General features: G+C 60.2%; 24 protein-coding genes. 13 read left to right on the top strand and 11 right to left on the bottom strand.

The window, feature by feature from the left end; all coding sequences use genetic code 11:
* Positions 1–7: 7 nt before the first annotated feature.
* Positions 8–331 carry a chorismate mutase gene (locus LG376_RS12220; protein ID WP_023021988.1) on the bottom strand — a complete coding sequence of 108 codons (324 nt, stop codon included), beginning with the start codon at positions 329–331 and terminating at the stop codon, positions 8–10.
* A 97-nt stretch (positions 332–428) separates the two neighbouring features.
* Between LG376_RS12220 and pcrA the strand changes: the two genes are divergently transcribed.
* Positions 429–2942: a DNA helicase PcrA gene (gene pcrA / locus LG376_RS12215; RefSeq protein WP_225747310.1), complete on the top strand. Its 2514-nt coding sequence runs from the start codon at positions 429–431 to the stop codon at positions 2940–2942.
* On the opposite strand, the gene LG376_RS12210 is transcribed toward pcrA, so the two are convergent.
* Together LG376_RS12210 and LG376_RS12205 are read right to left on the bottom strand one after the other, a co-directional pair.
* Positions 2939–3697 carry a M23 family metallopeptidase gene (locus LG376_RS12210; protein ID WP_225747309.1) on the bottom strand — a complete coding sequence of 253 codons (759 nt, stop codon included), beginning with the start codon at positions 3695–3697 and terminating at the stop codon, positions 2939–2941. The two genes, pcrA and LG376_RS12210, sit on opposite strands and share 4 nt — an antisense overlap.
* Positions 3698–4327: 630 nt before the next feature.
* Positions 4328–5077, bottom strand: coding sequence for a M23 family metallopeptidase (locus tag LG376_RS12205; RefSeq protein ID WP_225747308.1), 750 nt, complete (start codon positions 5075–5077; stop codon positions 4328–4330).
* Positions 5078–5508: 431 nt separating this feature from the next.
* Between LG376_RS12205 and LG376_RS12200 the strand changes: the two genes are divergently transcribed.
* The 5 genes from LG376_RS12200 to LG376_RS12180 are packed head-to-tail and all read left to right on the top strand — an operon-like array spanning position 5509 to position 11026.
* Positions 5509–7215 (top strand): DUF6350 family protein, encoded by a 1707-nt coding sequence (locus LG376_RS12200; protein ID WP_225747307.1) that lies wholly within the window; start codon positions 5509–5511, stop codon positions 7213–7215.
* Positions 7216–7237: 22 nt separating this feature from the next.
* Positions 7238–7846 (top strand): phosphoribosylglycinamide formyltransferase, encoded by a 609-nt coding sequence (gene purN / locus LG376_RS12195; protein WP_193387577.1) that lies wholly within the window; start codon positions 7238–7240, stop codon positions 7844–7846.
* A gap of 27 nt (positions 7847–7873) precedes the next feature.
* Positions 7874–9406 carry a bifunctional phosphoribosylaminoimidazolecarboxamide formyltransferase/IMP cyclohydrolase gene (gene purH, locus LG376_RS12190; RefSeq protein WP_225747306.1) on the top strand — a complete coding sequence of 511 codons (1533 nt, stop codon included), beginning with the start codon at positions 7874–7876 and terminating at the stop codon, positions 9404–9406.
* Between the two features lie 15 nt (positions 9407–9421).
* Complete coding sequence (locus tag LG376_RS12185) at positions 9422–10369, top strand: hypothetical protein (RefSeq protein ID WP_225747305.1); 948 nt, start codon at positions 9422–9424, stop codon at positions 10367–10369.
* Positions 10370–10393: 24 nt separating this feature from the next.
* Positions 10394–11026 carry a hypothetical protein gene (locus LG376_RS12180; RefSeq protein ID WP_225747304.1) on the top strand — a complete coding sequence of 211 codons (633 nt, stop codon included), beginning with the start codon at positions 10394–10396 and terminating at the stop codon, positions 11024–11026.
* A 16-nt stretch (positions 11027–11042) separates the two neighbouring features.
* Here the strand turns inward: LG376_RS12180 and LG376_RS12175 are convergent, their stop codons facing one another.
* The 6 genes from LG376_RS12175 to rpmB all read right to left on the bottom strand — a co-directional run bounded on the left by LG376_RS12175 (position 11043) and on the right by rpmB (position 13866).
* Complete coding sequence (locus tag LG376_RS12175) at positions 11043–11759, bottom strand: TetR/AcrR family transcriptional regulator (protein ID WP_204609795.1); 717 nt, start codon at positions 11757–11759, stop codon at positions 11043–11045.
* Positions 11760–11861: 102 nt separating this feature from the next.
* A complete protein-coding gene (locus tag LG376_RS12170) occupies positions 11862–12641 on the bottom strand; it encodes a putative nucleotidyltransferase substrate binding domain-containing protein (RefSeq protein ID WP_225747303.1) in 780 nt (259 codons plus the stop codon).
* 242 nt (positions 12642–12883) lie between these two features.
* On the bottom strand, positions 12884–13138 hold the full coding sequence (rpsR, locus tag LG376_RS12165; protein WP_005279904.1) for a 30S ribosomal protein S18: 255 nt from the start codon (positions 13136–13138) through the stop codon (positions 12884–12886).
* 15 nt (positions 13139–13153) lie between these two features.
* A complete protein-coding gene (gene rpsN, locus LG376_RS12160; protein ID WP_005279906.1) occupies positions 13154–13459 on the bottom strand; it encodes a 30S ribosomal protein S14 in 306 nt (101 codons plus the stop codon).
* A gap of 3 nt (positions 13460–13462) precedes the next feature.
* Positions 13463–13627 (bottom strand): 50S ribosomal protein L33, encoded by a 165-nt coding sequence (rpmG, locus tag LG376_RS12155; protein ID WP_005279910.1) that lies wholly within the window; start codon positions 13625–13627, stop codon positions 13463–13465.
* 2 nt (positions 13628–13629) lie between these two features.
* Positions 13630–13866: a 50S ribosomal protein L28 gene (gene rpmB, locus LG376_RS12150; protein ID WP_005279911.1), complete on the bottom strand. Its 237-nt coding sequence runs from the start codon at positions 13864–13866 to the stop codon at positions 13630–13632.
* A gap of 473 nt (positions 13867–14339) precedes the next feature.
* Here rpmB and LG376_RS12145 point away from each other — a divergent pair, with 473 nt between their 5' ends.
* The 7 genes from LG376_RS12145 (at position 14340) to LG376_RS12115 (ending at position 19725) form a co-directional block, all read left to right on the top strand.
* On the top strand, positions 14340–14612 hold the full coding sequence (locus LG376_RS12145) for a type B 50S ribosomal protein L31 (RefSeq protein WP_225747302.1): 273 nt from the start codon (positions 14340–14342) through the stop codon (positions 14610–14612).
* A 15-nt stretch (positions 14613–14627) separates the two neighbouring features.
* The gene (gene rpmF, locus LG376_RS12140; RefSeq protein WP_005279913.1) at positions 14628–14801 is read left to right on the top strand and encodes a 50S ribosomal protein L32; all 174 of its coding nucleotides are present in this window, start codon (positions 14628–14630) and stop codon (positions 14799–14801) included.
* 164 nt (positions 14802–14965) lie between these two features.
* Positions 14966–15664, top strand: coding sequence for a response regulator transcription factor (locus LG376_RS12135; RefSeq protein ID WP_049379033.1), 699 nt, complete (start codon positions 14966–14968; stop codon positions 15662–15664).
* Positions 15661–17220 (top strand): HAMP domain-containing sensor histidine kinase, encoded by a 1560-nt coding sequence (locus LG376_RS12130; RefSeq protein WP_225747301.1) that lies wholly within the window; start codon positions 15661–15663, stop codon positions 17218–17220. Before LG376_RS12135 ends, LG376_RS12130 begins: the two co-directional genes overlap by 4 nt.
* A gap of 109 nt (positions 17221–17329) precedes the next feature.
* Positions 17330–18796: a S1C family serine protease gene (locus LG376_RS12125; RefSeq protein WP_225747300.1), complete on the top strand. Its 1467-nt coding sequence runs from the start codon at positions 17330–17332 to the stop codon at positions 18794–18796.
* Positions 18797–18881: 85 nt separating this feature from the next.
* Complete coding sequence (locus tag LG376_RS12120) at positions 18882–19490, top strand: molybdenum cofactor biosynthesis protein B (RefSeq protein ID WP_225747299.1); 609 nt, start codon at positions 18882–18884, stop codon at positions 19488–19490.
* Positions 19491–19506: 16 nt separating this feature from the next.
* Positions 19507–19725 carry a hypothetical protein gene (locus LG376_RS12115; protein WP_225747298.1) on the top strand — a complete coding sequence of 73 codons (219 nt, stop codon included), beginning with the start codon at positions 19507–19509 and terminating at the stop codon, positions 19723–19725.
* Between the two features lie 112 nt (positions 19726–19837).
* On the opposite strand, the gene mscL is transcribed toward LG376_RS12115, so the two are convergent.
* Both mscL and LG376_RS12105 read right to left on the bottom strand, forming a co-directional pair.
* Positions 19838–20329, bottom strand: a complete 492-nt coding sequence (gene mscL / locus LG376_RS12110) for a large conductance mechanosensitive channel protein MscL (RefSeq protein ID WP_225747297.1) — start codon at positions 20327–20329, stop codon at positions 19838–19840.
* Between the two features lie 111 nt (positions 20330–20440).
* The gene (locus LG376_RS12105; protein ID WP_225747296.1) at positions 20441–21127 is read right to left on the bottom strand and encodes an SAF domain-containing protein; all 687 of its coding nucleotides are present in this window, start codon (positions 21125–21127) and stop codon (positions 20441–20443) included.
* Positions 21128–21147 lie beyond the last annotated feature (20 nt).

Genomic DNA, 21147 nt, shown 5'->3' with positions numbered 1-21147 from the left:
TATTCGGCTAACCCAGGCGGCCGCGGCCCATCCGCAGTAGCGCCGAGGCGATGGTGGGGCCTTCTTCCCCAAGTTCATCGCGGAACTGATTCAAAATGGCGATCTCGCGCGTGTGAACCAGGCGGGTGCCGCCGGAGCTCATGCGGGTGCGGCCAATAGCCTGAGAGACTTCCGTTCGGCGCTTGGCGGCATCCAAGATGATGCGGTCCATGCGGTTGATTTCTTCGCGATACTGCTGGATCTCCGCATCAGATAGGGGATCATCCGTACCCGAAGGCGTGCGGATGTCCAGGCCGTTATCGACGATGTCCTTGTTATCTTCTGCGGTCATAAGACCATATTGTGCCACCCGCCCGCGCAAAAGGAAATAGCAGCTTGCACGGCGGATACGGGGCGTGTCCGGTGGGGCTAGTAGGTTGGAAGGCACTATGAACGAAAACTCTCCTTTTAGCCCTTCCCCGTCCACCGGCGGCGCACCCACACCAAGCCCCTTTGGCGGCTTCGGCACACCGCGCGCAGCGAGCCCGCAGCCTGATTCTCCCGATGCCTTGACCGAGGGTCTTAACCCGCAGCAGCTTGAGGCCGTTACCCACTCGGGCAGCCCGCTGCTCATCGTGGCCGGCGCTGGTTCTGGCAAGACTGCCGTGCTTACCCGCCGCATTGCCTATCTCATGCGCCATCGCGGGGTAAATCCGTGGGAGATCCTCGCCATTACCTTTACTAATAAGGCCGCCGCGGAAATGAAAGAGCGCGTGGGCGGGCTGGTCGGCCCCGTGGCCGAGCGTATGTGGGTGTCTACCTTCCACTCCATCTGTGTGCGCATCCTGCGCCAAAATGCGCAGCTGGTGCCGGGGCTTAATACCAGCTTCACCATTTATGATGGCGATGATGCGCGCCGGCTTTTGTCCATGATTGCTAAGGACATGCAGCTGGATCTAAAGAAGTATACCCCGCGGGTCCTGGCCAATCAGATTTCTAACCACAAAAACGAACTCATGGGGCCCGAATCCGCACTGGAGGCGGCACAGCAGACGAAGAACCCGTTTGAGACCACCGTGGCCCAGGTATATGCCGAATACCAGCGCCGCCTGCGCGCGGCCAATGCCGTGGACTTTGATGATCTCATCGGTGAGGTGGTGCGGATTTTCACCCAGCACCAGCAGGTGGTGGAGTTCTATCGCCGGCGCTTCAAGCACGTGCTTATCGACGAGTACCAGGACACCAACCACGCCCAATACGCCCTAGTTGCCGCGCTCGTGGGCAGGGGAGAGCTCGGCCCCGATGCCCCCGAGTTGTGCGTAGTGGGCGATTCCGATCAGTCCATTTATGCCTTTCGCGGGGCCACCATCCGCAATATTCAGGAATTCGAGCGCGACTACCCCCAGGCGCACACGATCTTGCTGGAACAAAATTATCGCTCTACGCAGACCATTCTCAACGCGGCCAATGCCGTGATCGCCAAGAATGAGAATCGCCGCGAGAAGAACCTGTGGACCGCCCACGGTGAGGGCGAGCAGATCGTAGGCTATGTTGCCGATAATGAGCACGATGAGGCGCGGTTCATCGCCTCTGAAATCGACTCCTTGGCGGATAAGGGCCGCAGCTATTCCGATATCGCGGTCATGTACCGCACCAATAACGCCTCCCGTGCGCTGGAAGATATCTTCATTCGCTCCGGAATTCCGTACAAGGTGGTGGGTGGCACGCGCTTTTATGAGCGGCGCGAAATCCGCGATATGGTGGCCTACCTGCGCATCTTGGATAACCCGGACGATACGGTAAGCCTGCGCCGCATCATCAACGTGCCCAAGCGTGCCATTGGTGACAAGGCGCAGGGGCATATCGCCCTCCATGCGGAAAACCACGGCATTAGCTTTGGCAAGGCGCTTGCCGATGTCCCCCGGGGCGAGGTCCCTGGCCTTGGCACCCGGGCCATTAACGCAGTAACCAAATTCAACGACATGATGGAGGGGATCCGCAATCAGATCCCGTCCATGCGCGATGAGGTTACCGGCCAACCGGATTTGGGCGAGCTGCTTTCCGCCATTTTGGATGCCACAGGATACAAGGCGGAATTGGAAAATTCGAATGACCCGCAGGACGGTGCGCGCCTAGATAACCTCAACGAGTTGGTATCGGTGGCGCGCGAATTTACCTCGGAGGCGGCCAACCAGCTTGCTGCATCCGGTGCGGATGCAGTGGACCCCTCCGAGCTAGTAGAGGAGGGCGAAGCCGCGCCCGGTTCGCTGCAGGCATTCTTGGAAAAGGTGTCGCTGGTGGCCGATGCTGACCAGATCCCAGATTCCGAGACCGGTGTGGTCACCATGATGACTCTGCACACCGCCAAGGGCCTTGAGTTCCCCGTAGTCTTTTTGACCGGCTGGGAGGATGGCCAATTCCCGCATATGCGCTCACTGGGTGACCCGAAGGAACTAAGCGAGGAGCGCCGCCTCGCCTATGTGGGCATTACCCGCGCTCGCGAGCAGTTGTATCTTACCCGCGCCATTTTGCGCTCGGCGTGGGGCAATCCGGTGACTAATCCCGCCAGCCGCTTCCTCGGCGAGGTCCCAGAAGACCTCATCAACTGGCGGCGCGAAGACTCCGATAGTTCCCTGACCGGCGCGTGGGGCGAGGACGATTACCAATATGGTCGTTCCTACGGCCGCGACTGGTCTGGGTGGGGCAGAGGAGGGTCCCGCGGTGGCCAGCGCGCTGCGTCTTCCCCATCGCGACGCACTAGCAAGCCAGCGGCGACCTCAATGCCTAAGAACAATAACCTCAACCTTGCCGTGGGTGACCGCGTCAATCACGCTAAGTACGGGCTCGGAACTGTCATTGAGACGTCCGACTCCGGTAAGCGTGCCACGGTCACCGTGGATTTTGGTTCTTCCGGTAAGGTCCGGCTGATGCTCATCGGCGGGGTGCCGATGGAAAAGCTCTAGACCGTAATGCCGCGCTCGTTGAACCAGGAGACTGGGTCAACGGGTGCTCCTCCACCTGGGTGAATCTCAAAGTGGAGGTGCGGGCCAGTGGAGTGGCCCTCGTTGCCAATGCCGGCGATTTCCTGACCCGCGGTCACGCGCTCGCCCACATTTACCTTGAGCTGGTCTGCCGACATGTGACCGTAGACGGAGATGGTGCCGTCATCGTGCTGGATGCGGATCCAATTGCCAAAGCCCTGTGCCGGGCCGGAGTTGATGACGGTGCCGTCCATGACCGCCAGAATCGGGGTGCCCACCGGGTTAGCTACGTCGATGCCGTTGTGCATCGTGCCCCAGCGCTGGCCGAAGCCAGAAGTAAGCGTGCCGGAGGTAGGAAAGACCACGGTATTGCCCGCGGAGTCCTTGCCGCGCTTCGTGGTGAGTCCGGAGTGATTTCCCTGTGGAGCGAATGCTTCCTTCAATCCCGGTACAGAACTAGGATCCAAGACGATATTTACTCCGCCGGATTCGTTTCCATCTACCTGCGGGGTAGCCTCGCCGTTGAGCAGGCCAACCGAGGTGGTGGCGAGGCCAACAAGGGCGTCGACCACTCCGGCGTTATCTACATTGGTAGCGGTGGGCTCGGAAGAGCCGTCTGATACGTCCACGCTAGCCACTGGCTCTGCAGCAAAAGCGGTGGTGCCGGTAGCAAGTACGGTGCCAAGCGTAACGATGCTCAGCGCCACGTTCTTGCGTGCGCGGTTCATACGCTTCATAGTTAAAGTCCTTTTCATGGCTGTGCATGGTCTCGGGACGCCCGCCCCCTGGAGGGGCGGGGTCTTGCAACTGCCAACCGCGACACGCCGAAAGCTGAAATGCTTGCGTTCGAAATCGCTCGTGGCAACGAGTTAAAAGTTAGCCCGCCCGAACAGCCCGCGCAATCTTAAAAAACGCTGGTAGAGACGGAAATAATTCGAAATTATTCGAACATGCCAGCTTGTTACGCGTGTTGCGAATGTGATTGGAGTGGCGTCTGTAAAGTGTTGGTTTAGGGTCTGGGGGTAGATTTTGGGGGTGGGTGTGCCGCTCTGGAAATGGCGTGTTGCGTTCAGGCCCAGTGATTAGCGAAAAATGTGCATTTACCTGCGACAAGGCTGCGTACTGGACTTGCCTGTGCGGCGCAATTCGTGTCTAGGGTCCGGTGGTGGGTCGCTTGTCTTGCGGGGCTTGCCCTTTGTTAGAGGTGCAATGGGAAGGCTGGGACGCACTTGAGTCGTCTTGGGGAAGGTTGGCTGCACTCTCGGTGGTCGGGAGCCGTCGCTGGTGTCTTTAGGGCAATTGTGGACATGAAAAAGCGCCGCAGGAAAGCCACTGCGGCGCTTAACAAGAAGGTATTGGGGTGGGCCTTAGAGGTCGATGCCTCGCTCAGCCAGCCAAGGCTGCGGATCGATTGCCTCGCCACCGTTCGGGTAAACTTCGAAGTGGAGGTGGGAGCCGGTGGAAAAGCCCTCCGAGCCCATGCCAGCGATCTTCTGGCCGGCGTGAACGCGCTCGCCAACGGCCACGTCAAGAGTTTGCATGTGACCATAAACGGTCATGGTGCCGTCGTCGTGCATGATGCGGATCCACTGGCCAAAGCCGGAAGCTGGACCGGAGTCGATGACCGTACCATCCATGACGGCAAGGATTGGGGTGCCGGGAGAGTTGGCGATGTCGACGCCCTTGTGGAAGGTGCCCCAGCGCATAGCGAATGGGGATGTGAATGCGCCTTCGGCAGGGCGAGCTACGGACGGAGCGCGAGCAGCCTCGTCGGCAGCGGCGCGCTCTTCAGAGGCCTGAATGGCCTTGTTGAGTTGATCGGTCAGATCAGTAACTGGCTTAGCCTCAGCAACGTTGAGGATCTGTGGGGTGGTATCAACCGGAGCCGCAGCAGCATCCTCAACTTGGGTGGAGTCAGAGGCGAGCTCGAAGTCAACGGACTGCGTCTTGGTGGTGGCCGCGTCATCGGACTGGATGTTTGCGGCGGCTGCGCCACCAACGCCGGCCGTGGAAACTGCACCTGCCGCAACCGTCATTACGGCAATGCGGCCCTTCGCGGTCTGCGAGGTGACAATCTTGCGATGGCGGCCGGCGCCACGCTGAACTTTGCTTCGCATTAGGTCTTCTTTCGTCATTTTCACAATCTGCGCAGAACGGGTGTTACATCCCCACCGAGTTAGTTACGAGATTGTGACCTTCTTGTTACCAACGAGATGTAACAGTAGCGTCTCGAAAAGATAACAGCAACCCAAATTAAGAAACTTTCAGGCCCCTCTCGGGGAAATTGTCCACGAGCAGGCAACATGTGGCACGCGGAATATCACTAGTGCGATAAAGATCCCACGCGAGCTCCGCGTGCGTCACGCAAAACTAGCGGCCTTTGCCTTCAATAGTATTACCGCCAGAGTTAAGGGTGTGAAACCAGGGTAGATTTTATACTCCTTATATATTTGTATAGCCCAGGTACAGGGGTTGCCGCCGGTGATTTTGCGAGCGTCTCGTCGCGCCACCCCGATTTCACTTCCGGAAGGTGGCAAAGTGGACGCCGATGAACAAAAACACCAGCCCCCAATCTCGGTCAACGCCCCGCCCGCGTAGCCAGGCGCGGGGCCGTACGGTGCGCGCGCAGCGCACCCCACGCGCGCCTCATCCCAGTGGGTCACGCCAGTCCTCTGGATCGGCGCAGCGCGTCGCTCGCAAGGCCGGCTCCAAGGCCAAGGCGCGCCGTACGCCCGCGCCGTTGACCAAAGCCGGGCGCATTCGCCGCATGCTCATTACGGCGGCAGTGCCCAACGTGGTTATTGTCCTTATCATTATGGCCATCGCGCTTGGCGGTCTCATGCTCACCGGCTCTCCCATGGCGTGGTGGTACACCATCGTGGCGGAGGCCTGGATGGTCTTTAACCTCGCCCCGGTCTCTGCGGCTGATGTGCATATTTCCTTTTTGCCGGCCTTGCCAGCGCTTATCCTTGCCACGGCGGTGGCGGTTCGGGTGCGCAGCGCGGTAAAACACAAGGTTAGCGTCAAGGACTTGCTTACTCTTTTGGCCTGCCTGCTTGGCGTGCCGGTGGTATTTACCATCATCGCGTGGCTGATGCTGTGGGATGCGGGCAAGGTCTATGACGTCTCCCCGCCAAACCTGGCGCAGGCGTTGCTGCGCGTTATTGTTCTGCACCTGGCCGCCATGGCGGCCGGCATGGGGTGGCGCTTGTGGCGGGCGTTGGCCAAGCGTTATGGAGTGCCGCGCCCGCTTGTCGACGCCACCCAGATCGCCCTTCGCTACCTCGCCTACCTGGCCATTGGCGCAGCCGCAGTCTTCGCGGTGGTATTCCTGGTCAACATCTCCCGCCAAGGCGAGATGATGAATGACTATCCTACGATCTCCGGCTTAGGCATTGCCGGACTCGTGCTGCTGAGCGTGCTTTATATTCCCAATGCCATCGTGAGCACCGCGGCGGTATTGGTGGGCTCGGAGTTTTCCGTAGGCGAAGGCTCAGTAAGCCTCTTTAGCGCCCACCTCGTGCCGCTGCCACCGCTGCCGATTACCGGCGGCATTCCAGCATCCGCGCCCAGCTGGGCGGTGGCGCTATTGATCGTCCCCCTCGGCGCCGCAATCTACTCGTTGTACAAGAAGCGTCCGAGCTTTCAGGACGTACTAGTAGCTACGGTGGCCTCCGCAGTAATCATGCTGGTTGCCTGCTACCTTGTCAGCGGTGACCTCGGCTACTACGGTTCGACCGGCCCGCAGCTGTGGACTGCCGCAGGCCTCACCTCCCTGTGGATGGCCGTCGTTGGCTGCGCCGTTGCCGCTGGCTTCGCCTTCGTGGCCTGGCGTGCGGCCCGCACAGCACCTGGTGCGGCCCCCACCGATGAATACGCCGATGAGCCCGCTGCTGATGCCACCACTACCGAGGTGACCGATGCAGCCACCGCCGAAACTGACGACGCCCCCGCCGAACCGGAGAGCGAGCCCATCACCGATCCGGAAATCGTTGATGCCGAGGTAGTCGAGGACGGGCCCCAGGATTCCGCACCTGGCGAGGCCGCAGAGGAACCGGAAGAAGAGCAGAAAGAAAAGGACACTCCGGACGACAAAACGGCGGAGGAGCCGGAAGAGGAAGCGGAAAAAGAGACTGAGGAGGGCAATGAAAGGGGCGTCGCCAAGCCGCTGAGCCAACAGTTCAAGGACCAAATGGGGGAGAGTGAGCAGGACTCTGCGGGCGAAGATTCCCCCGAGGAGGGGGAGAGGGGCTAGGCTATAGCGCGTGACTTCACCGATGCCTCCGCGCTATACCGCTGACCCTGAACGCCTCCGAGTGGTGGTGCTCGTTTCTGGAACGGGTTCCTTGCTACAAGCCATCGTGGATGCCCAGGCCGGGCACTACCAGGTAGTCAAGGTGGTGGCGGATAAGGAATGCCACGGTATTGCGCGCGCACAGGACCACGGTATTGATACCGAGGTTGTGGCGCTGGGTGCGGATCGCGCCGAATGGAATCAACGTCTGGTTGACGCAGTAGATGCTGCGCAGCCAGACGTTGTTGTTTCTGCGGGCTTTATGAAGATCCTAGGCCAGGAATTCTTGGACCGCTTCGAAGGCCGCACTATCAATACCCACCCGGCGCTACTGCCTGCCTTCAAGGGAGCGCACGCGGTGCGCGACGCCCTAGATTATGGCGTGAAGATCACTGGCTCTACCGTCCACTTTGTGGACGCGGGCGTGGATACCGGCTCCATCATCGCGCAGCGCCCCGTTGTCATTGACGCGGACGATGACGAGTCCACCCTCCATGAACGCATTAAACAAGTAGAGCGCGATCTCATCGTGGAGGTGCTGCGTGCAGCTAACGTCCACGACGAGAAACTAACTATTCAACTCGCAGACTAAGACTTTTCGAAAGGCTTAATCCTCCTCATGAGCGAAGACCGCAAGCAGGTAAAGCGCGCCCTTATCAGCGTGTACGACAAGACCGGGCTGGAGGATCTAGCCCGCGCCCTCGATAAGGCAGGTGTGGAAATTGTCTCCACCGGCTCCACCGCGAAGAAGATCGCGGACCTAGGCATCGAGGTCACTCCGGTAGAAGAGCTCACCGGCTTCCCGGAGTGCTTGGAAGGCCGCGTCAAGACGCTACATCCGCGCGTGCACGCCGGAATCCTGGCCGATACCCGCAAGGACGACCACCTCAACCAGCTCTCCGAGCTCGAGGTAGAGCCTTTCCAGCTCGTCGTGGTCAACCTGTATCCCTTCCGCGAGACCGTGGCCTCGGGCGCAGACTTTGATGGCTGCGTGGAACAGATTGATATCGGCGGCCCATCCATGGTGCGTGCGGCCGCCAAGAACCACCCGTCCGTCGCCGTTGTGGTAGACCCTTCCCGCTACGGTGAGGCAGTGGAGGCCGTGAACAACGGTGGCTTTACCCTGGAGCAGCGCCGCGGCTTGGCGCGCGACGCCTTCCTGCACACCGCGGAGTATGATGCGGCCGTCTCCGCGTGGTTCGTGGATCAGCTCAGCGAGGAGGGCCAAACCGCCCCGCTGCGCTACGGCGAGAACTCTCACCAGGCGGCGACTGTCACCCGCATCGGTTCCAAGGGCCTTGCCAATGCCACCCAGTTCAATGGCAAGGAGATGAGCTACAACAACTACCAGGATGCGGATGCCGCTTGGCGCGCCGCCTGGGACCACGAGCGTCCCTGTGTTGCGATTATCAAGCACACCAACCCATGCGGCATTGCCGTGTCCGAGGAGTCCATCGCCGCCGCCCACCGTGCGGCGCACGCGTGCGACCCAATGTCCGCCTTCGGTGGCGTGATTGCCGTCAACCGTGAGGTCACCGTAGAGATGGCCGAGCAGGTCAAGGAGATCTTCACCGAGGTCATCGTTGCGCCTTCCTATGAGGACGGCGCCATCGAGGTGCTCAAGTCCAAGAAGAACCTGCGCGTGCTGCAGGCAGAGCACGATGACCAGCACGAGGAGCGCAAGTACATCTCCGGCGGCGTGCTCACTCAAGAGCCAGACACCTACCAGGCCGAGGGCGATAACCCGGCCAACTGGACCCTGGCTGCGGGCGAGGCCCTCAACGAGTCCGACTTGGCTGAGCTCGAATTCGCATGGCGCGCCGTGCGCGCGGTGAAGTCCAATGCCATCTTGCTGGCCAAGGACAATGCCACCGTGGGCGTAGGCATGGGCCAGGTCAACCGCGTTGACTCCGCCAAGCTGGCCGTCGAGCGCGCTAACACCTTGGCCGATGGTGCCAACCGCACCGAGGGCTCCTTCGCCGCTTCCGACGCCTTCTTCCCGTTTGCCGATGGTTTGCAGGTGCTTCTCGACGCCGGCGTTAAGGCCGTGGTCCAGCCCGGCGGCTCCATCCGCGACGAAGAAGTCATCGCGGCAGCGAAGGAAGCCGGCGTTACTTTGTATCTGACCGGTACCCGCCACTTCGCGCACTAGCCTAAGCTAAATGCCATGACATTCCCTATCCGCCGGGCCTGGGGCCCGGCAGCTGCCCTTATCGCCTGCGCGCTCACCCTCAGCGCCTGCGGCGACGAGGACGCGGCGAATAATGCCCCTACCTTCGTCAACACCGAGGCACGCGGCACGGCAGATCCCCTCTACGGAAAAGAGACCACGACCGCAGCGCCCGCGGCCTCATCCGCGGCACCAGCTGCCTCGACTGCGCCTGCCTCTTCCTCGGAGCCATCGGCCGCGGCCCCTTCTGGTGACGTCCAAGCCGTGCTTGACCGCATCGTGGCCGAACACGGCGATGTGGGCATCGCGGTCTCCGATGGCACCACCACCATTGAAGCGGGGCGCACCGCTCCCGAAGCCGCGTGGTCAACCTCCAAGGTGCCGGTGCTCATCGCGGCGAATCGCACGGGTGCGGCCGATAGCCAGCTAGTGTCCTCTGCAATCACCTACTCCGATAACGAGGCTGCCAAGGCCGCGTGGGCAGCTTTAGGGGAGGGGACCGCAGCCGCGCAGGCCACACAAAGCGTCATCGCGGAGGCGGGCGATACCGCCACCCAAGTCCAATCCCAGGTCACCCGGCCGGAATTTACGGCTTTTGGCCAAACCATGTGGGGCGTGGGAAACCAAGCAAAGTTCATGGCCGGGGTGCGCTGCGTTGAAGGTGCCCAGCCGATTGTCGACGCCATGGGTGTCGCCGATCCCGCCCAAGCCTACGGCCTGCGCACCCTGCCGGGCGCCTTGATGAAGGGTGGCTGGGGCCCGAGCCTCGCCGGCGGCTACGATGTGCGGCAGATGGGCATCGTGCAACTGGGCGGGCACGACGTCGCCGTGGCACTGATTGCCTCATCCCCTGATGGCCAGTACGCCTCCACCCAAACGGTGCTTACCTCCATGGCCGAAGCCCTAGCGCAGGCCGATACCCAGTGGTCCAGCCCTGCCTGCTAAGCCTGCCAGTAGAAAGGAAAACTCATGACTTCTCGCTTAAGCCTCCGCTCGCTCATTGCCGCAGGTTTCGTCCCGCTCGTGGCCGCCAGCCTCGCGCTGAGCGGTTGCAGTGACTCCACGGACGACGCTGCCCCGAGCTTCAAAGGGAAGGGCAGCGGAATGACCACGGTCAATAACTCCGACAGAGAAGAGGAAAACGCCGAGGAAACCACGGCCGCCCAAAAGACCGTAACCAAGGAAGAGGAAGCCCCGGAGGAGCCTCCGGTGGTCACGGTCACGCAGACGGAAAAGCAGGAGGCCCCGTCGTCCACCGGTGGCGGTCAGAAGACTGGTGTGGGAAACTACATTGCTGGTTTCAACGAGTACGGATGGCTCGATGGTGGCTACGCCAACTGTCAGCGCTTTGAGCGTGCCTTGTTCGCTGGGGCTGGTCCCGACGGCAGGGTTATCATTTGCGAGACCGGAGGTGGCGACAAGATCTATCGCTCGTCGATGTTTGATGGCCAGTTCCAGACGAGCGACGTTACCCAAGACGGCAATAACTACTACGTCAATGCGGATCCGTCGATCATAGTGGTGACCCCGAGCGCAGTGAGCGTGCGCGAGGGCGGCGGATTGGCCGCCACGGGCGAGTTCACGGAGTCGTGGCAGCGCTAACGCGGAAAACGAGGGGCTAGCGCGACTTCTTCTTGCGGTCGGCCGCTGCGGCGGCGGCCGCAGAAATGGAGTCGTTGCGGTTCTTGAGCAGCTCGAGGGTAGTTTCCTCGGCGTTGTCGGGGACGGAGGCACCGAGGACGGCCAAGGCGGCGTCAGCAAGCATGGCGGCAGTCTCCGGAACCGACTGGGAAGCGTCGAACGGAGGGGTGCCGTTATTGGGGCGCATTTCAATAACGGACAGCGCGATGTGGAAGGGCAGCTCCACGCGGGGGTCATCCTCGCCCACAATGGCTGCGGCAGTGGAGCGGAAATGATTCTGAAGGCGGTCGCGGGACTCGTGATACTCGGAGAACTCCGAAGAATTAGCCACCGGCAGCTGATACAGGCGGCCCACGTTCCAGCCACTGGTGAGCAACAGACGCGACTCTGCGGCGACCAAAGACCACAGGCGCTGTGCTGGGGCCGCGTCGGTACCCGCCAACTCATCGGCCAACTCCAAGGAAGGCTCGATGGTGGAATTGAGCAGCGTCAGGAAAATCTCCGTCTTGGACGGAAAGTGATAGTACAGCGACGCCTGACGGATGCCCACCGCGTCTGCAATCTGGTGCGTGGACGTGGTAGCAAAACCCTGAGTAGTGAAAAGCTCGGAGGAGGCGTCCAAAATCTCCTCACGGGCGCTATTGCCCCTGCGCCGCGGACTGTGTTTACGCGGCCTACCGACATTGCCTGCCATGCGGTGGGACGCCTCCTTTCGCAAAAGAGAATTCACTTTTAATAACCAACTGTACAATCTTATGCCCGACTAGGTACTGCTTCCGAATCCGCACCGTAGAGACTATTTATATTCTTCCGTCCGACGGGCAATAGACTCAAACGCCGCCGCGACAATGCGGCACGCGGAGCCATAAGCAGTGCGGTCCAACGGCGGGAGATCGCGCAATGTTGCCGAGTGATCACTAACCCCCTCGTACCAACGGCGCAACTCTAACGCATAGCCAGTGCGCCACGCTAGGTCCAAAGCCTCTGCATCAGCGGCGCTAAGCAGATCGCGTTCCACGCCGATCGCTAAGCGATCCACCGTGGGGCGCGGCCCCGGCGCCGCCCAGCGTGCGATTGCCGCGATGGGGGAGAGCAGTGTGACCTTAATATCCACCGCTGCATCACGGTTCGGCAGGCCATCGACCATCTTTAGGGCAGGCGGGCGCTGGCCCAAGGCTTCTTCTAGTAGCGCTTGTTCCCCGCTGTTTCCAAGGGGCAGGCCGGCGTCGACGCGCACGGCGATGGAATCGGCGGCTGCGTGAGCTTGGAGACCGACATCGGCGAAGACCTCTTGGAGGTCGTCATCCTGGCCCACCCACTCCACAGGCATGGAGGGCAGCTGGTCGCCGCGGGCGGCGGCGCCGGTAAGGTGGACCGGGGAGTTGACCCCCGGGGAGCGAACAATATCCGTAATCAGCCGGGAATACCAGTGGGCCAATTCAATCTCATTGTCCTGGTGGGCGACCGCATTGCGCAAGATATCTTGGGCCTCTGCGAGCAGTCCGCGGGCCGTAGCGCGGGACTGGCAGTGCGGGGCGAGCTCGGAAAGATCGAGTAGGGATTGGTGCAGGGCCATTGCTCACTGCCTTTCACTAGTGCGGGGCCGATGCTTCCCCGCCGGCTGCGGGGTGCACGAATGCTTTCAATCTAACACTTCGGTTCTGTGATCCGGGCATGTGGGCCGCGCGGAAGGGGAGGGGAGGATTAAAACGACTTTCGCCGCCTGCCCTCGAGGAGGGAGGCGGCGAAAGCTTATGGTTCTTTTACCGTGTCACACTTGCCAGCGGCAAAAGTGCGCTGTTGATACCCAGCTACTGTTTAGCGGGTGGTGAACGGCAGGAGAGCCATTTCGCGTGCGTTCTTGACTGCGGTAGCAACCTGACGCTGCTGCTGCGGGGTCAAACCGGTGACACGACGGGAACGGATCTTGTGACGATCCGAGATGAACAGACGCAGAGTCTTGGTGTCCTTGTAGTCCACCTTCTCGATGCCCTCAGCCTTCAAAGGGTTCTTCTTTGGGCGACGGCTCTGCTCCATACGGAACTTCTTTTGGTTATTGCGCTTATTAGCCATTGTGCAATTACCCCTTTACCAGCTGGACTTACGAACGCCCGGCAGCTCACCACGGTGAGCCATGCCGCGCATACGGACACGGGACAGGCCGAACTTGCGGAGGTAACCGCGTGGACGGCCATCGGCAGCGTCACGGTTACGTACGCGGGCTGGGGAAGCGTCACGAGGCTGGCGGTTCAGCTCGAACTGAGCCTCCAGGCGCTCCTCATCCGGGGTGTTCGGGTTTTTGATGATCTTCTTGAGCTCAGCGCGACGTTCCGCATAGCGGGCGACGATTTCCTTGCGCTGCTCGTTCTTAGCGATCTTGGACTTCTTAGCCATTGATTATCGCTCCTCGCGGAATTCGACGTGCTTGCGGGCAATCGGATCGAACTTCTTCAAGGTGATGCGATCCGGGTTGTTGCGCTTGTTCTTACGGGTCACGTAGGTGTAACCGGTGCCCGCAGTGGACTTAAGCTTGATGATTGGGCGGATATCGTTACGTGCCATACTTAAATCTTCTCCCCACGTGCGCGAATCTTAGCCACAACGGACTCGATGCCATCGCGGTCGATGATCTTCATGCCCTTCGTGGAAACGTTCAGGGTGATGGTACGGCCCTCAGAGGGCAGGTAGTAGCGACGACGCTGCACGTTGGGGTTCCAACGGCGCGAAGTACGGCGGTGCGAGTGCGAGACCTGCTTGCCGAATTCCGGCTTGCGGCCCGTTACCTGGCAAATAGCCGACATGGGTCTTCTTTCTCCTAGCCGCCCACATCATGGCTATAGACAATGAAGCGCCGACTGCCGTGTGAGGGTGGCAGTGCTCAAAGGTGAGGTGTGAGCGGGTGCGGCGCCATCGTCAAACACCAGTAGACGGGGCGTAAAACGTATATTTTGACAACAGCAAGGGAAAATCTTACAGCCTCGGGCGCGAATTACCTAATCGCTGCCTCGCTGCGGCACCTAGGCCGTTTGCCGTGCTGGGGTGGTGTTTGCCTGTGCGGTGCCGCCAAGTGTGATGCAAGAAACGTGAGTGAAATGAGTGGTCGCCGCTGGTTGGGAATTTCGTATATGGGTTAGTTGACTGTAGGATAATTCAGGTTGTTGACCCGTGCCACGCGGCGCGCGGTTAACAGAGTGAAATTTGTACGTCCCAACTCGGGCACGATCCTCACCAAGCGTGTGGAACCGACCCGTAGTCCAACCCTGAGGGAATATATATGAAGAAAGATATTCACCCGGATTACCACCCGGTAGTCTTCCGTGATGCTGGTACCGGTCACTCCTTTTTGACCAAGTCCACCGCTTCCTCCGACCGCACCGTTGAGTGGGAAGACGGCAACGAGTACCCACTGATCGTCGTTGACGTTACCGCTGAGTCCCACCCGTTCTGGACTGGTGCACAGCGCGTTATGGATACCGCCGGCCGCGTCGAGCGCTTCAACCAGCGCTTCGGTGGCATGGCACGCCGCAAGAAGAAGAAGAACGCGTAAGGAGGAGAGTAGAAAATGGCAACTCCTAAGTTTAAGAAGTCCCGTGCGAACACCCACGCACGCCGTTCCCAGTGGAAGGCTGACAACGTAGCCCTCCAGGAAGTCACCATCGACGGCCAGACCGTCCGCATCCCGCGCCGCCTGGTTAAGGCTGCCAAGCTGGGCCTGGTTGACGTAGAGCAGTTCTAAGCTCGCTCTTTAATCTCCCCGTCCGCTCTCTTTAGAGGGCTGGGCGGGGATTTTTAGCTTTAGAAGCCTCCTATAAGCATGTTTTAACTGTATTTGGGGGGCTTTGGGGGTAAATATTTCTCTTAACTTCATGAAGTTGACTGCCATCAGTAATAATTAGGACTATGAAAATCCTTGTGGTGGATGATGAACAAGCCGTCCGTGAATCGCTACGCCGTTCCCTACGCTTTAACGGCTACGAAGTGCTGACCGCTAACGACGGCTTGGAAGCCGTGGAGACGGTGCGCGCTGAGAATCCCGAATTGGTGATTCTGGACGTCATGATGCCCAACATGGATGGACTAGAGGTATGCCGCACCCTGCGCAGTGAGGGTTGGGACCGTCCAATTCTCGTTCTGACCGCGCGCGATGGCGTCTCGGATCGCGTGGCTGGCCTCGATGCCGGAGCGGATGATTACCTGCCAAAGCCGTTCGCATTGGAAGAGCTCTTGGCCCGCGTGCGCTCCTTGGTACGGCGTGCCTCTGCAGATTCCATCGCCGCTGAAGCTCCGGTGGAAAGCAAGCTTAGCTTCGAAGACCTTGAACTTGATGCCGATACCCGCGAAGTAAGCCGCGGTGGCCGGGCCATTTCCTTGACGCGTACCGAGTTTGCGCTGCTGCAATTGCTGATGGAAAATCCCCGCAAGGTTCTATCGCGCAGCAAGATCCTGGAAGAAGTATGGGGATACGATTTCCCTACCTCCGGCAATGCTCTCGAGGTCTATATCGGCTACCTGCGTAAGAAGACGGAGGGCGAGAGCGATGCTCGCCTTATCCACACCGTCCGTGGTGTGGGCTATGTTTTGAGGGAGTCTAATTCGTGATTTTAAGGAAGCCCGCTTCCCCCGCGGTGGCTTCCGGGAAGGTACAGTCCACCCCTCTTATCGAGTTCTCCGATCGTCAGGGGAGTTGGGCTTCACGGACGCCACTGCGGTGGCGCCTTGCTACTGTTACCGGCCTTGTGGTGGCCGTAGCCGTTGCCTTGATGACGTTGGCAACGTATTGGGTAGTTTCTATGTCCCTTACTGCCTCCGTCGATGACCGCTTGGAGGCCGAGGCCGATGTCTTGTTGCGGCAAAGCCAAGACCCGCGGTTCATGGATAACGTGGACCAGGAAATCAAGGATTTTAAGGCCTATAACCCTGGCACCCGTGTAGCCCTATCACCGCCCTCCATGAGCTTTTCCTACGGCGACACCATTCCTATGGGCGGGGACTTCCACCGGACGGAGGATTACACGGAAACTTCCGTGCGTACCGTCGGCGGCGAGCGGGTGTTGGCCAAGCGTCATGATCTCGGCTCTACCGTGGCCGTCGCTCAGTCTCTCGCACCTACGCAAGGGCTCATAGCCATCTTGGGCACGGTGCTTCTGATTATCGTTGGCCTTGGCATCTTGCTCGCCATTTTTGCAGGCCTCATCGTGTCCAAAACCGGTATGCAACCCATCGCCCGGCTGAAGCGAGCTGTGGATTACGTGACGCAGACCAACGACCTGCGTCCTATTGAGGTCTCCAATAACGACGAGATGGCGCAGTTGACCACCTCCTTTAACCAGATGCTGGAGGCACTGCAGGAATCCCGTTCGCAGAAGGCTCAGTTCGTAGCCGATGCTGGACACGAGTTGAAGACCCCGCTGACCTCTATGCGTACCAATATTGAGCTTTTGATGATGCTCAATCGCGCCGGTGGTGGCTTTGGCATGAGCGATGAGGACCGCAAAGACCTCGAAGATGACGTCATGTCCCAGATGAATGAGCTCTCCACCTTGATTGGGGACCTCGTTGATTTGGCGCGCGAGGACGGCAATGAGCGCGAAGCGGAACCGGTTGACCTTTGTGAAGTCATGATGGCTTCGCTGGAGCGTGCGCGCCGCCGCCGTCCCGATGTGGAGTTCTTGGTGCGCTTTATCCCGTGGGAGCTGGACGGCGACCCCTTCGCATTGGGCCGTGCAACGCTTAACCTCATGGACAATGCGGCTAAGTGGTCGCCGGCAACTGGCACGGTGCGCGTATCCATGGAGCAGCTATCCTCCCACGAGGTGCGCCTGCGCTTTGATGACTCTGGGCCTGGCATTGCACCGGAGGAGCGGGAGAAGGTCTTTGAACGCTTCTACCGTTCGGCGGAAGCGCGTTCCATGCCGGGCTCGGGCTTGGGCTTGGCCATTGTGAAATCGGTAATTGAACGCCACAATGGCACGATCAAGATCCGCGAGTCTAATGATGGTGGCACCCGCATGGAAGTCATCTTGCCGGGCAAGCCTGTGCCGGGTGAGATTTTCGTGGACGGTTTGGCAGACCCGCATGAGGGGCCGCCGGGTGGTAAGGAAGACCCGAGCGACCGAGGTGAAATCTTTGCGCAGCGTTGGTTTAATCAGGGCTAGCGTACAAACGTTTATACTGGTGAGGTAATACAGCATCCTTCCAGGAATTCCTAGTAGGTTGGCAGATCAATATCAGTCTTGACCAAGCGAAGTGAGGCATAGTTTTCTCATGAACATGAGGAATGACGATTACCGCGGCTTTGATGGAAACTCCCCAGAGGGAGAATCCCAGGAAGGCCCGGGTAGGGCCGAGCCGGTTCAGGGTGGTCTGAACTTTGGAGAAACCGGACAGCCCGACGCAGGCGCCGGTAGTGCTGGCCCCTACAGTGACAGCACTGGTCTTTACAACGGCGCTGGTGCGCAGGAACATGAGACCGGTTCCTATTCGCAAGGCTGGAATCAGCCGCGCGGCGGTGCAGAAGGCGATGGCCCACGAACGCTAGGTTCGCTGGGGCCCTATCCGAATGGCCCACAGGCCCAAAGCTTTAGCGGTCAGGGGCAGGAAGGTCCGATGGTCACTCCGCTGCCTCCGCAGCCGGAGCAAAAGAAGAAAATCGGCTTGGGCGCCGCCACCGCATTGGCGGCCGTCGCTGCCATCGCCGCAGGCTCGATTGCCGGCGCTGTGGTTGGCATGAGTTCTGGGGGAGGCAATAACGATACCTCCGCGGTCAATGAAGCCCTCAAGGCTGAGCCGGCAAACAATAGCACCGGTAAGGAACCGGAACAGGGTTCTGTGGAAGAAGTAGCCTCCAAGGTTTTGCCGGCGGTGGTTTCTATCCAGACGATGACTCGTACGGGTGGGGCTGAAGGCTCCGGCTCTGTCATCTCCCCAGATGGTTATGTATTGACTAACCACCACGTGGTTGCCGGTGCTGAGCACGGTGGCATGATGCAGGTGACCATGAATGATGGCAGCAAGCATGAAGCTGACGTGGTGGCCTCGGATGCGAATACGGATGTGGCCATCGTGAAGATCAAGGACGTCAAGGACCTGCCCTTCTTGCAGTTCGGCGACTCCGATTCCGTCGCTGTGGGCCAAGAGGTAGTGGCCGTGGGTTCACCTTTGGGACTGAATGCTACCGTGACCTCCGGCATCGTATCGGCGAAGAACCGTCCCGTTCGCGCTTCCCAAGAGGGTGGCGAGTCCTCACTGATTGACGCCATTCAGACCGATGCCGCAGTAAACCCTGGCAACTCGGGCGGCCCCTTGGTGGATCGAGACGGCAATATCGTCGGCATGAACTCCATGATTGCTTCGCTGTCTAATAGTTCCTCCGGCGAGGGCGGCTCCATTGGCCTGGGCTTTGCAATTCCATCCAATTTTGCCAAGCGCATGGCAGATGAGCTCATTAATGACGGCAAAGTTTCCCACCCGACCCTTGGCGTGAAGGTGCTAGCGCGCGACGACGGCAATGGTGCCCGCATCGCCGGGGTGGAGCCGGGTGGCCCAGCAGATAAGGCGGGCCTAAAGGATGGCGACATTGTAACCCGCGTCAACGATCGTCTGATCGAAAACGCCGATGCGCTCATCGCGGCGGCGCGATCGCAAGACTTTGGCGCGACGGTGACCTTGGAGGTAACCCGCGAAGACTCGGATGAATCTCGTCAGGTAGAGGTAACCCTCTCAGGCGAGTAAATTACTGTGCAAGACCTCATTAGGTGCTAAATGCGCCGTACCTCACCCCGCCACAAGGCCGCAATGCCTTAACTTAAGGAGAAAAATGCCAGATTCGCAGCACGATGTGACCGACTCCGCACAGCCCGACGGCGCGACCAGGCGCGATTCCCTGATGGATGTTGCCGAACCCGATGATGCCTTCCTGCTGGCAAGTGAACAAGAGGATAGCCTTGCTGCCCCGCGCCGTGGGCTTATTGTGATTGTCACTGACCATCCTGGTGAGCAATCCGATAGCACTTCTCAGCTGGTAAGTGAGTTGCTCGCGGAGGCCAATTTCCGTGTTGATGGCGCCATCGTGGTCCGTTCCAAGAAATCCAAGATCCGCCAGGCCATTGAGACGGCCGTGGTCGGTGGCGTGGACGTGGTCCTCACCGTGGGCGGTACCGGTGTAGGCCCGCGCGATAAGACTCCGGAGGCTACCCGGTCTGTCATCGACAAGATGGTCCCGGGCGTGGCACAGGCGCTGCGTTCTTCTGGCCAAGCCTGCGGCGCGGTGGATGCCTGCACGTCCCGCGGTCTATCGGGTGTTTCTGGCTCTACCGTAGTGGTCAACCTTGCCTCGTCGCGCGCTGCCGTCCGCGATGGCATGGCTACCTTGGCGCCCCTGGTACACCACCTCATTGACCAGCTGCAGCAATCTAGCGTCCAGTAAACGCAGGGAATTTTCTATGACGTCGCGGAGAAATCGCCGACGAGTATTTCGCCAATCTGCTGCTGCCGACTATGACCGTAGTGCTGATAAGCCCGGCGCACCCGCTGCCCACGGTGCCGATGAAGAGAGAATCGTTACCTTTGATGACGGGGATTCGGCGGCGGCAGAGGGGGAGTCCGGCCAGCGCGATGAACAGTTCTACCGAGAGAATCAGCCCCCACACTACGGCGGCTAGTGCCTAAAACAGGATGCAGGTCTGCAGCCGCGGAGGTATCTAAAAAAGCCCGCGGTTTCGCTTCCGGAGAAATGAAACCGCGGGATCTGCGTTGTATATGCAGCGCAGGGAACTAGGCCTGGTGGCGGCCGCCGCCGGTAAAACCGTAATCGGCGTCGGCAGCGCCGCGGGCGGAACCGTCAATGCCGGTACCCGGGATGTCCTTATCGGAGACATTCTGGGCCTCGAGCAGGTCGCGGATTTCCGCGAGCAGTTCCTCGGAGGTTGGTGCCGGAGCCTCAGGGTCTACACCGTGGCGGCGCTTAGCGGCCTCGGTGAGCTTGTTCAGCGGCATGACGATGAGGAAGTAGACCACTGCGGCGATGATGAGGAAGTTAATCGCTGCGGTGATTACAGCGCCGAAGTCCACGAGGGTGTTCTTGTTGTCGGTGATCTGGAAGCCTAGGCCGTCCACTTCAGCAGAGCCAAGGGAATTGATGATCGGCTGGATGATGGAGTCAGTAACGGCGGTGACGATCGCGGTGAAGGCGGAGCCGATGATGACTGCGGTAGCAAGTTCGATGACGTTGCCGCGCATAATGAAGTCTTTAAAACCCTTGAGCATGGTGATATGCGCAAACCTTTCTGGGAATAACTAAGGGTAGTTAGAAACCATGGACATGGCGAAACTTTAGTGCAGCTGTTAACCAACCACAACTGTTGTGGCTGAAAAGGTCTAGCCCTGCCGTGGGTGGGCGCGGTCACCCACAATAACGACCGTGAGCGGTTGGCTTAACGACGCCGCGGCTACATCATTGGCGTGGTCATGCGGCAGCGCGAGCAAAACAGTAGAGGAAGAGGCCTCGCCTTCGGCGCTGGAGGTCGACACCACGCGCCCGCCGGTGGCGATAACGCGCGCGGTGGGCGTTGCGGGCGCCTCGCCCTCCCCGGCAGGGGAGGAGGCGGCGTCGACGGCGGTGACCACGTCCACGGTATCGCCATGGTGTAGGTGGGGGATGATATCTGGCTCGGCGAGCTTCACCGGGATCATCCGCGCGGTCGCGGCGTCGGAGCCGCTAACCAAACTGGAGACGAGGTCTTCTCCCAAAAGGCGAGCATCGGTAATCACTTCGCCCTTGCCGGCTGCCGCGGTAATGACCCGGCCGCTCAGCTCTTCTGGCTCTGCAGCTACCGCCGAATCGGGGATGGAGGAGGTAGGAAGGCGGGCCAGGTCGACGTCGGCAAGCGCCAGCTCCGCCCCTGCCGGCAGATCGCGGCTAAAGACGGGCACGCGCGGTAACTCCTTGGCCGCCGAAAGAGCCGAAGCCAGCGCGGCAATAAGAAGGGCCACCGCAATGGCGCGGCGCACTACAACGCCGCGGCGGTGGCCAGGAGTACGAAGGGTGGAAACGAGACGGGGCATACGCGAAGTGGGCATACTCT

The organism is Corynebacterium sp. Marseille-P4611 (assembly GCF_916618765.1).
Classification (GTDB): Bacteria; Actinomycetota; Actinomycetes; order Mycobacteriales; family Mycobacteriaceae; genus Corynebacterium; species Corynebacterium marquesiae.
The sequence above is the reverse complement of the archived record's forward strand: the minus strand, read 5'-3'. Positions and strand labels throughout refer to the sequence as shown.

Excerpts from the sequence above, each read along its gene's own strand:
- LG376_RS12220 (WP_023021988.1), bottom strand. The coding sequence starts at position 331 with ATGACCGCAGAAGATAACAAGGACATCGTCGATAACGGCCTGGACATC.
- pcrA (WP_225747310.1), top strand. The coding sequence starts at position 429 with ATGAACGAAAACTCTCCTTTTAGCCCTTCCCCGTCCACCGGCGGCGCA.
- LG376_RS12210 (WP_225747309.1), bottom strand. The coding sequence starts at position 3,697 with ATGAAGCGTATGAACCGCGCACGCAAGAACGTGGCGCTGAGCATCGTT.
- LG376_RS12205 (WP_225747308.1), bottom strand. The coding sequence starts at position 5,077 with ATGCGAAGCAAAGTTCAGCGTGGCGCCGGCCGCCATCGCAAGATTGTC.
- LG376_RS12200 (WP_225747307.1), top strand. The coding sequence starts at position 5,509 with ATGAACAAAAACACCAGCCCCCAATCTCGGTCAACGCCCCGCCCGCGT.
- purN (WP_193387577.1), top strand. The coding sequence starts at position 7,238 with ATGCCTCCGCGCTATACCGCTGACCCTGAACGCCTCCGAGTGGTGGTG.
- purH (WP_225747306.1), top strand. The coding sequence starts at position 7,874 with ATGAGCGAAGACCGCAAGCAGGTAAAGCGCGCCCTTATCAGCGTGTAC.
- LG376_RS12185 (WP_225747305.1), top strand. The coding sequence starts at position 9,422 with ATGACATTCCCTATCCGCCGGGCCTGGGGCCCGGCAGCTGCCCTTATC.
- LG376_RS12180 (WP_225747304.1), top strand. The coding sequence starts at position 10,394 with ATGACTTCTCGCTTAAGCCTCCGCTCGCTCATTGCCGCAGGTTTCGTC.
- LG376_RS12175 (WP_204609795.1), bottom strand. The coding sequence starts at position 11,759 with ATGGCAGGCAATGTCGGTAGGCCGCGTAAACACAGTCCGCGGCGCAGG.
- LG376_RS12170 (WP_225747303.1), bottom strand. The coding sequence starts at position 12,641 with ATGGCCCTGCACCAATCCCTACTCGATCTTTCCGAGCTCGCCCCGCAC.
- rpsR (WP_005279904.1), bottom strand. The coding sequence starts at position 13,138 with ATGGCTAATAAGCGCAATAACCAAAAGAAGTTCCGTATGGAGCAGAGC.
- rpsN (WP_005279906.1), bottom strand. The coding sequence starts at position 13,459 with ATGGCTAAGAAGTCCAAGATCGCTAAGAACGAGCAGCGCAAGGAAATC.
- rpmG (WP_005279910.1), bottom strand. The coding sequence starts at position 13,627 with ATGGCACGTAACGATATCCGCCCAATCATCAAGCTTAAGTCCACTGCG.
- rpmB (WP_005279911.1), bottom strand. The coding sequence starts at position 13,866 with ATGTCGGCTATTTGCCAGGTAACGGGCCGCAAGCCGGAATTCGGCAAG.
- LG376_RS12145 (WP_225747302.1), top strand. The coding sequence starts at position 14,340 with ATGAAGAAAGATATTCACCCGGATTACCACCCGGTAGTCTTCCGTGAT.
- rpmF (WP_005279913.1), top strand. The coding sequence starts at position 14,628 with ATGGCAACTCCTAAGTTTAAGAAGTCCCGTGCGAACACCCACGCACGC.
- LG376_RS12135 (WP_049379033.1), top strand. The coding sequence starts at position 14,966 with ATGAAAATCCTTGTGGTGGATGATGAACAAGCCGTCCGTGAATCGCTA.
- LG376_RS12125 (WP_225747300.1), top strand. The coding sequence starts at position 17,330 with ATGAACATGAGGAATGACGATTACCGCGGCTTTGATGGAAACTCCCCA.
- LG376_RS12120 (WP_225747299.1), top strand. The coding sequence starts at position 18,882 with ATGCCAGATTCGCAGCACGATGTGACCGACTCCGCACAGCCCGACGGC.
- LG376_RS12115 (WP_225747298.1), top strand. The coding sequence starts at position 19,507 with ATGACGTCGCGGAGAAATCGCCGACGAGTATTTCGCCAATCTGCTGCT.
- mscL (WP_225747297.1), bottom strand. The coding sequence starts at position 20,329 with ATGCTCAAGGGTTTTAAAGACTTCATTATGCGCGGCAACGTCATCGAA.
- LG376_RS12105 (WP_225747296.1), bottom strand. The coding sequence starts at position 21,127 with ATGCCCCGTCTCGTTTCCACCCTTCGTACTCCTGGCCACCGCCGCGGC.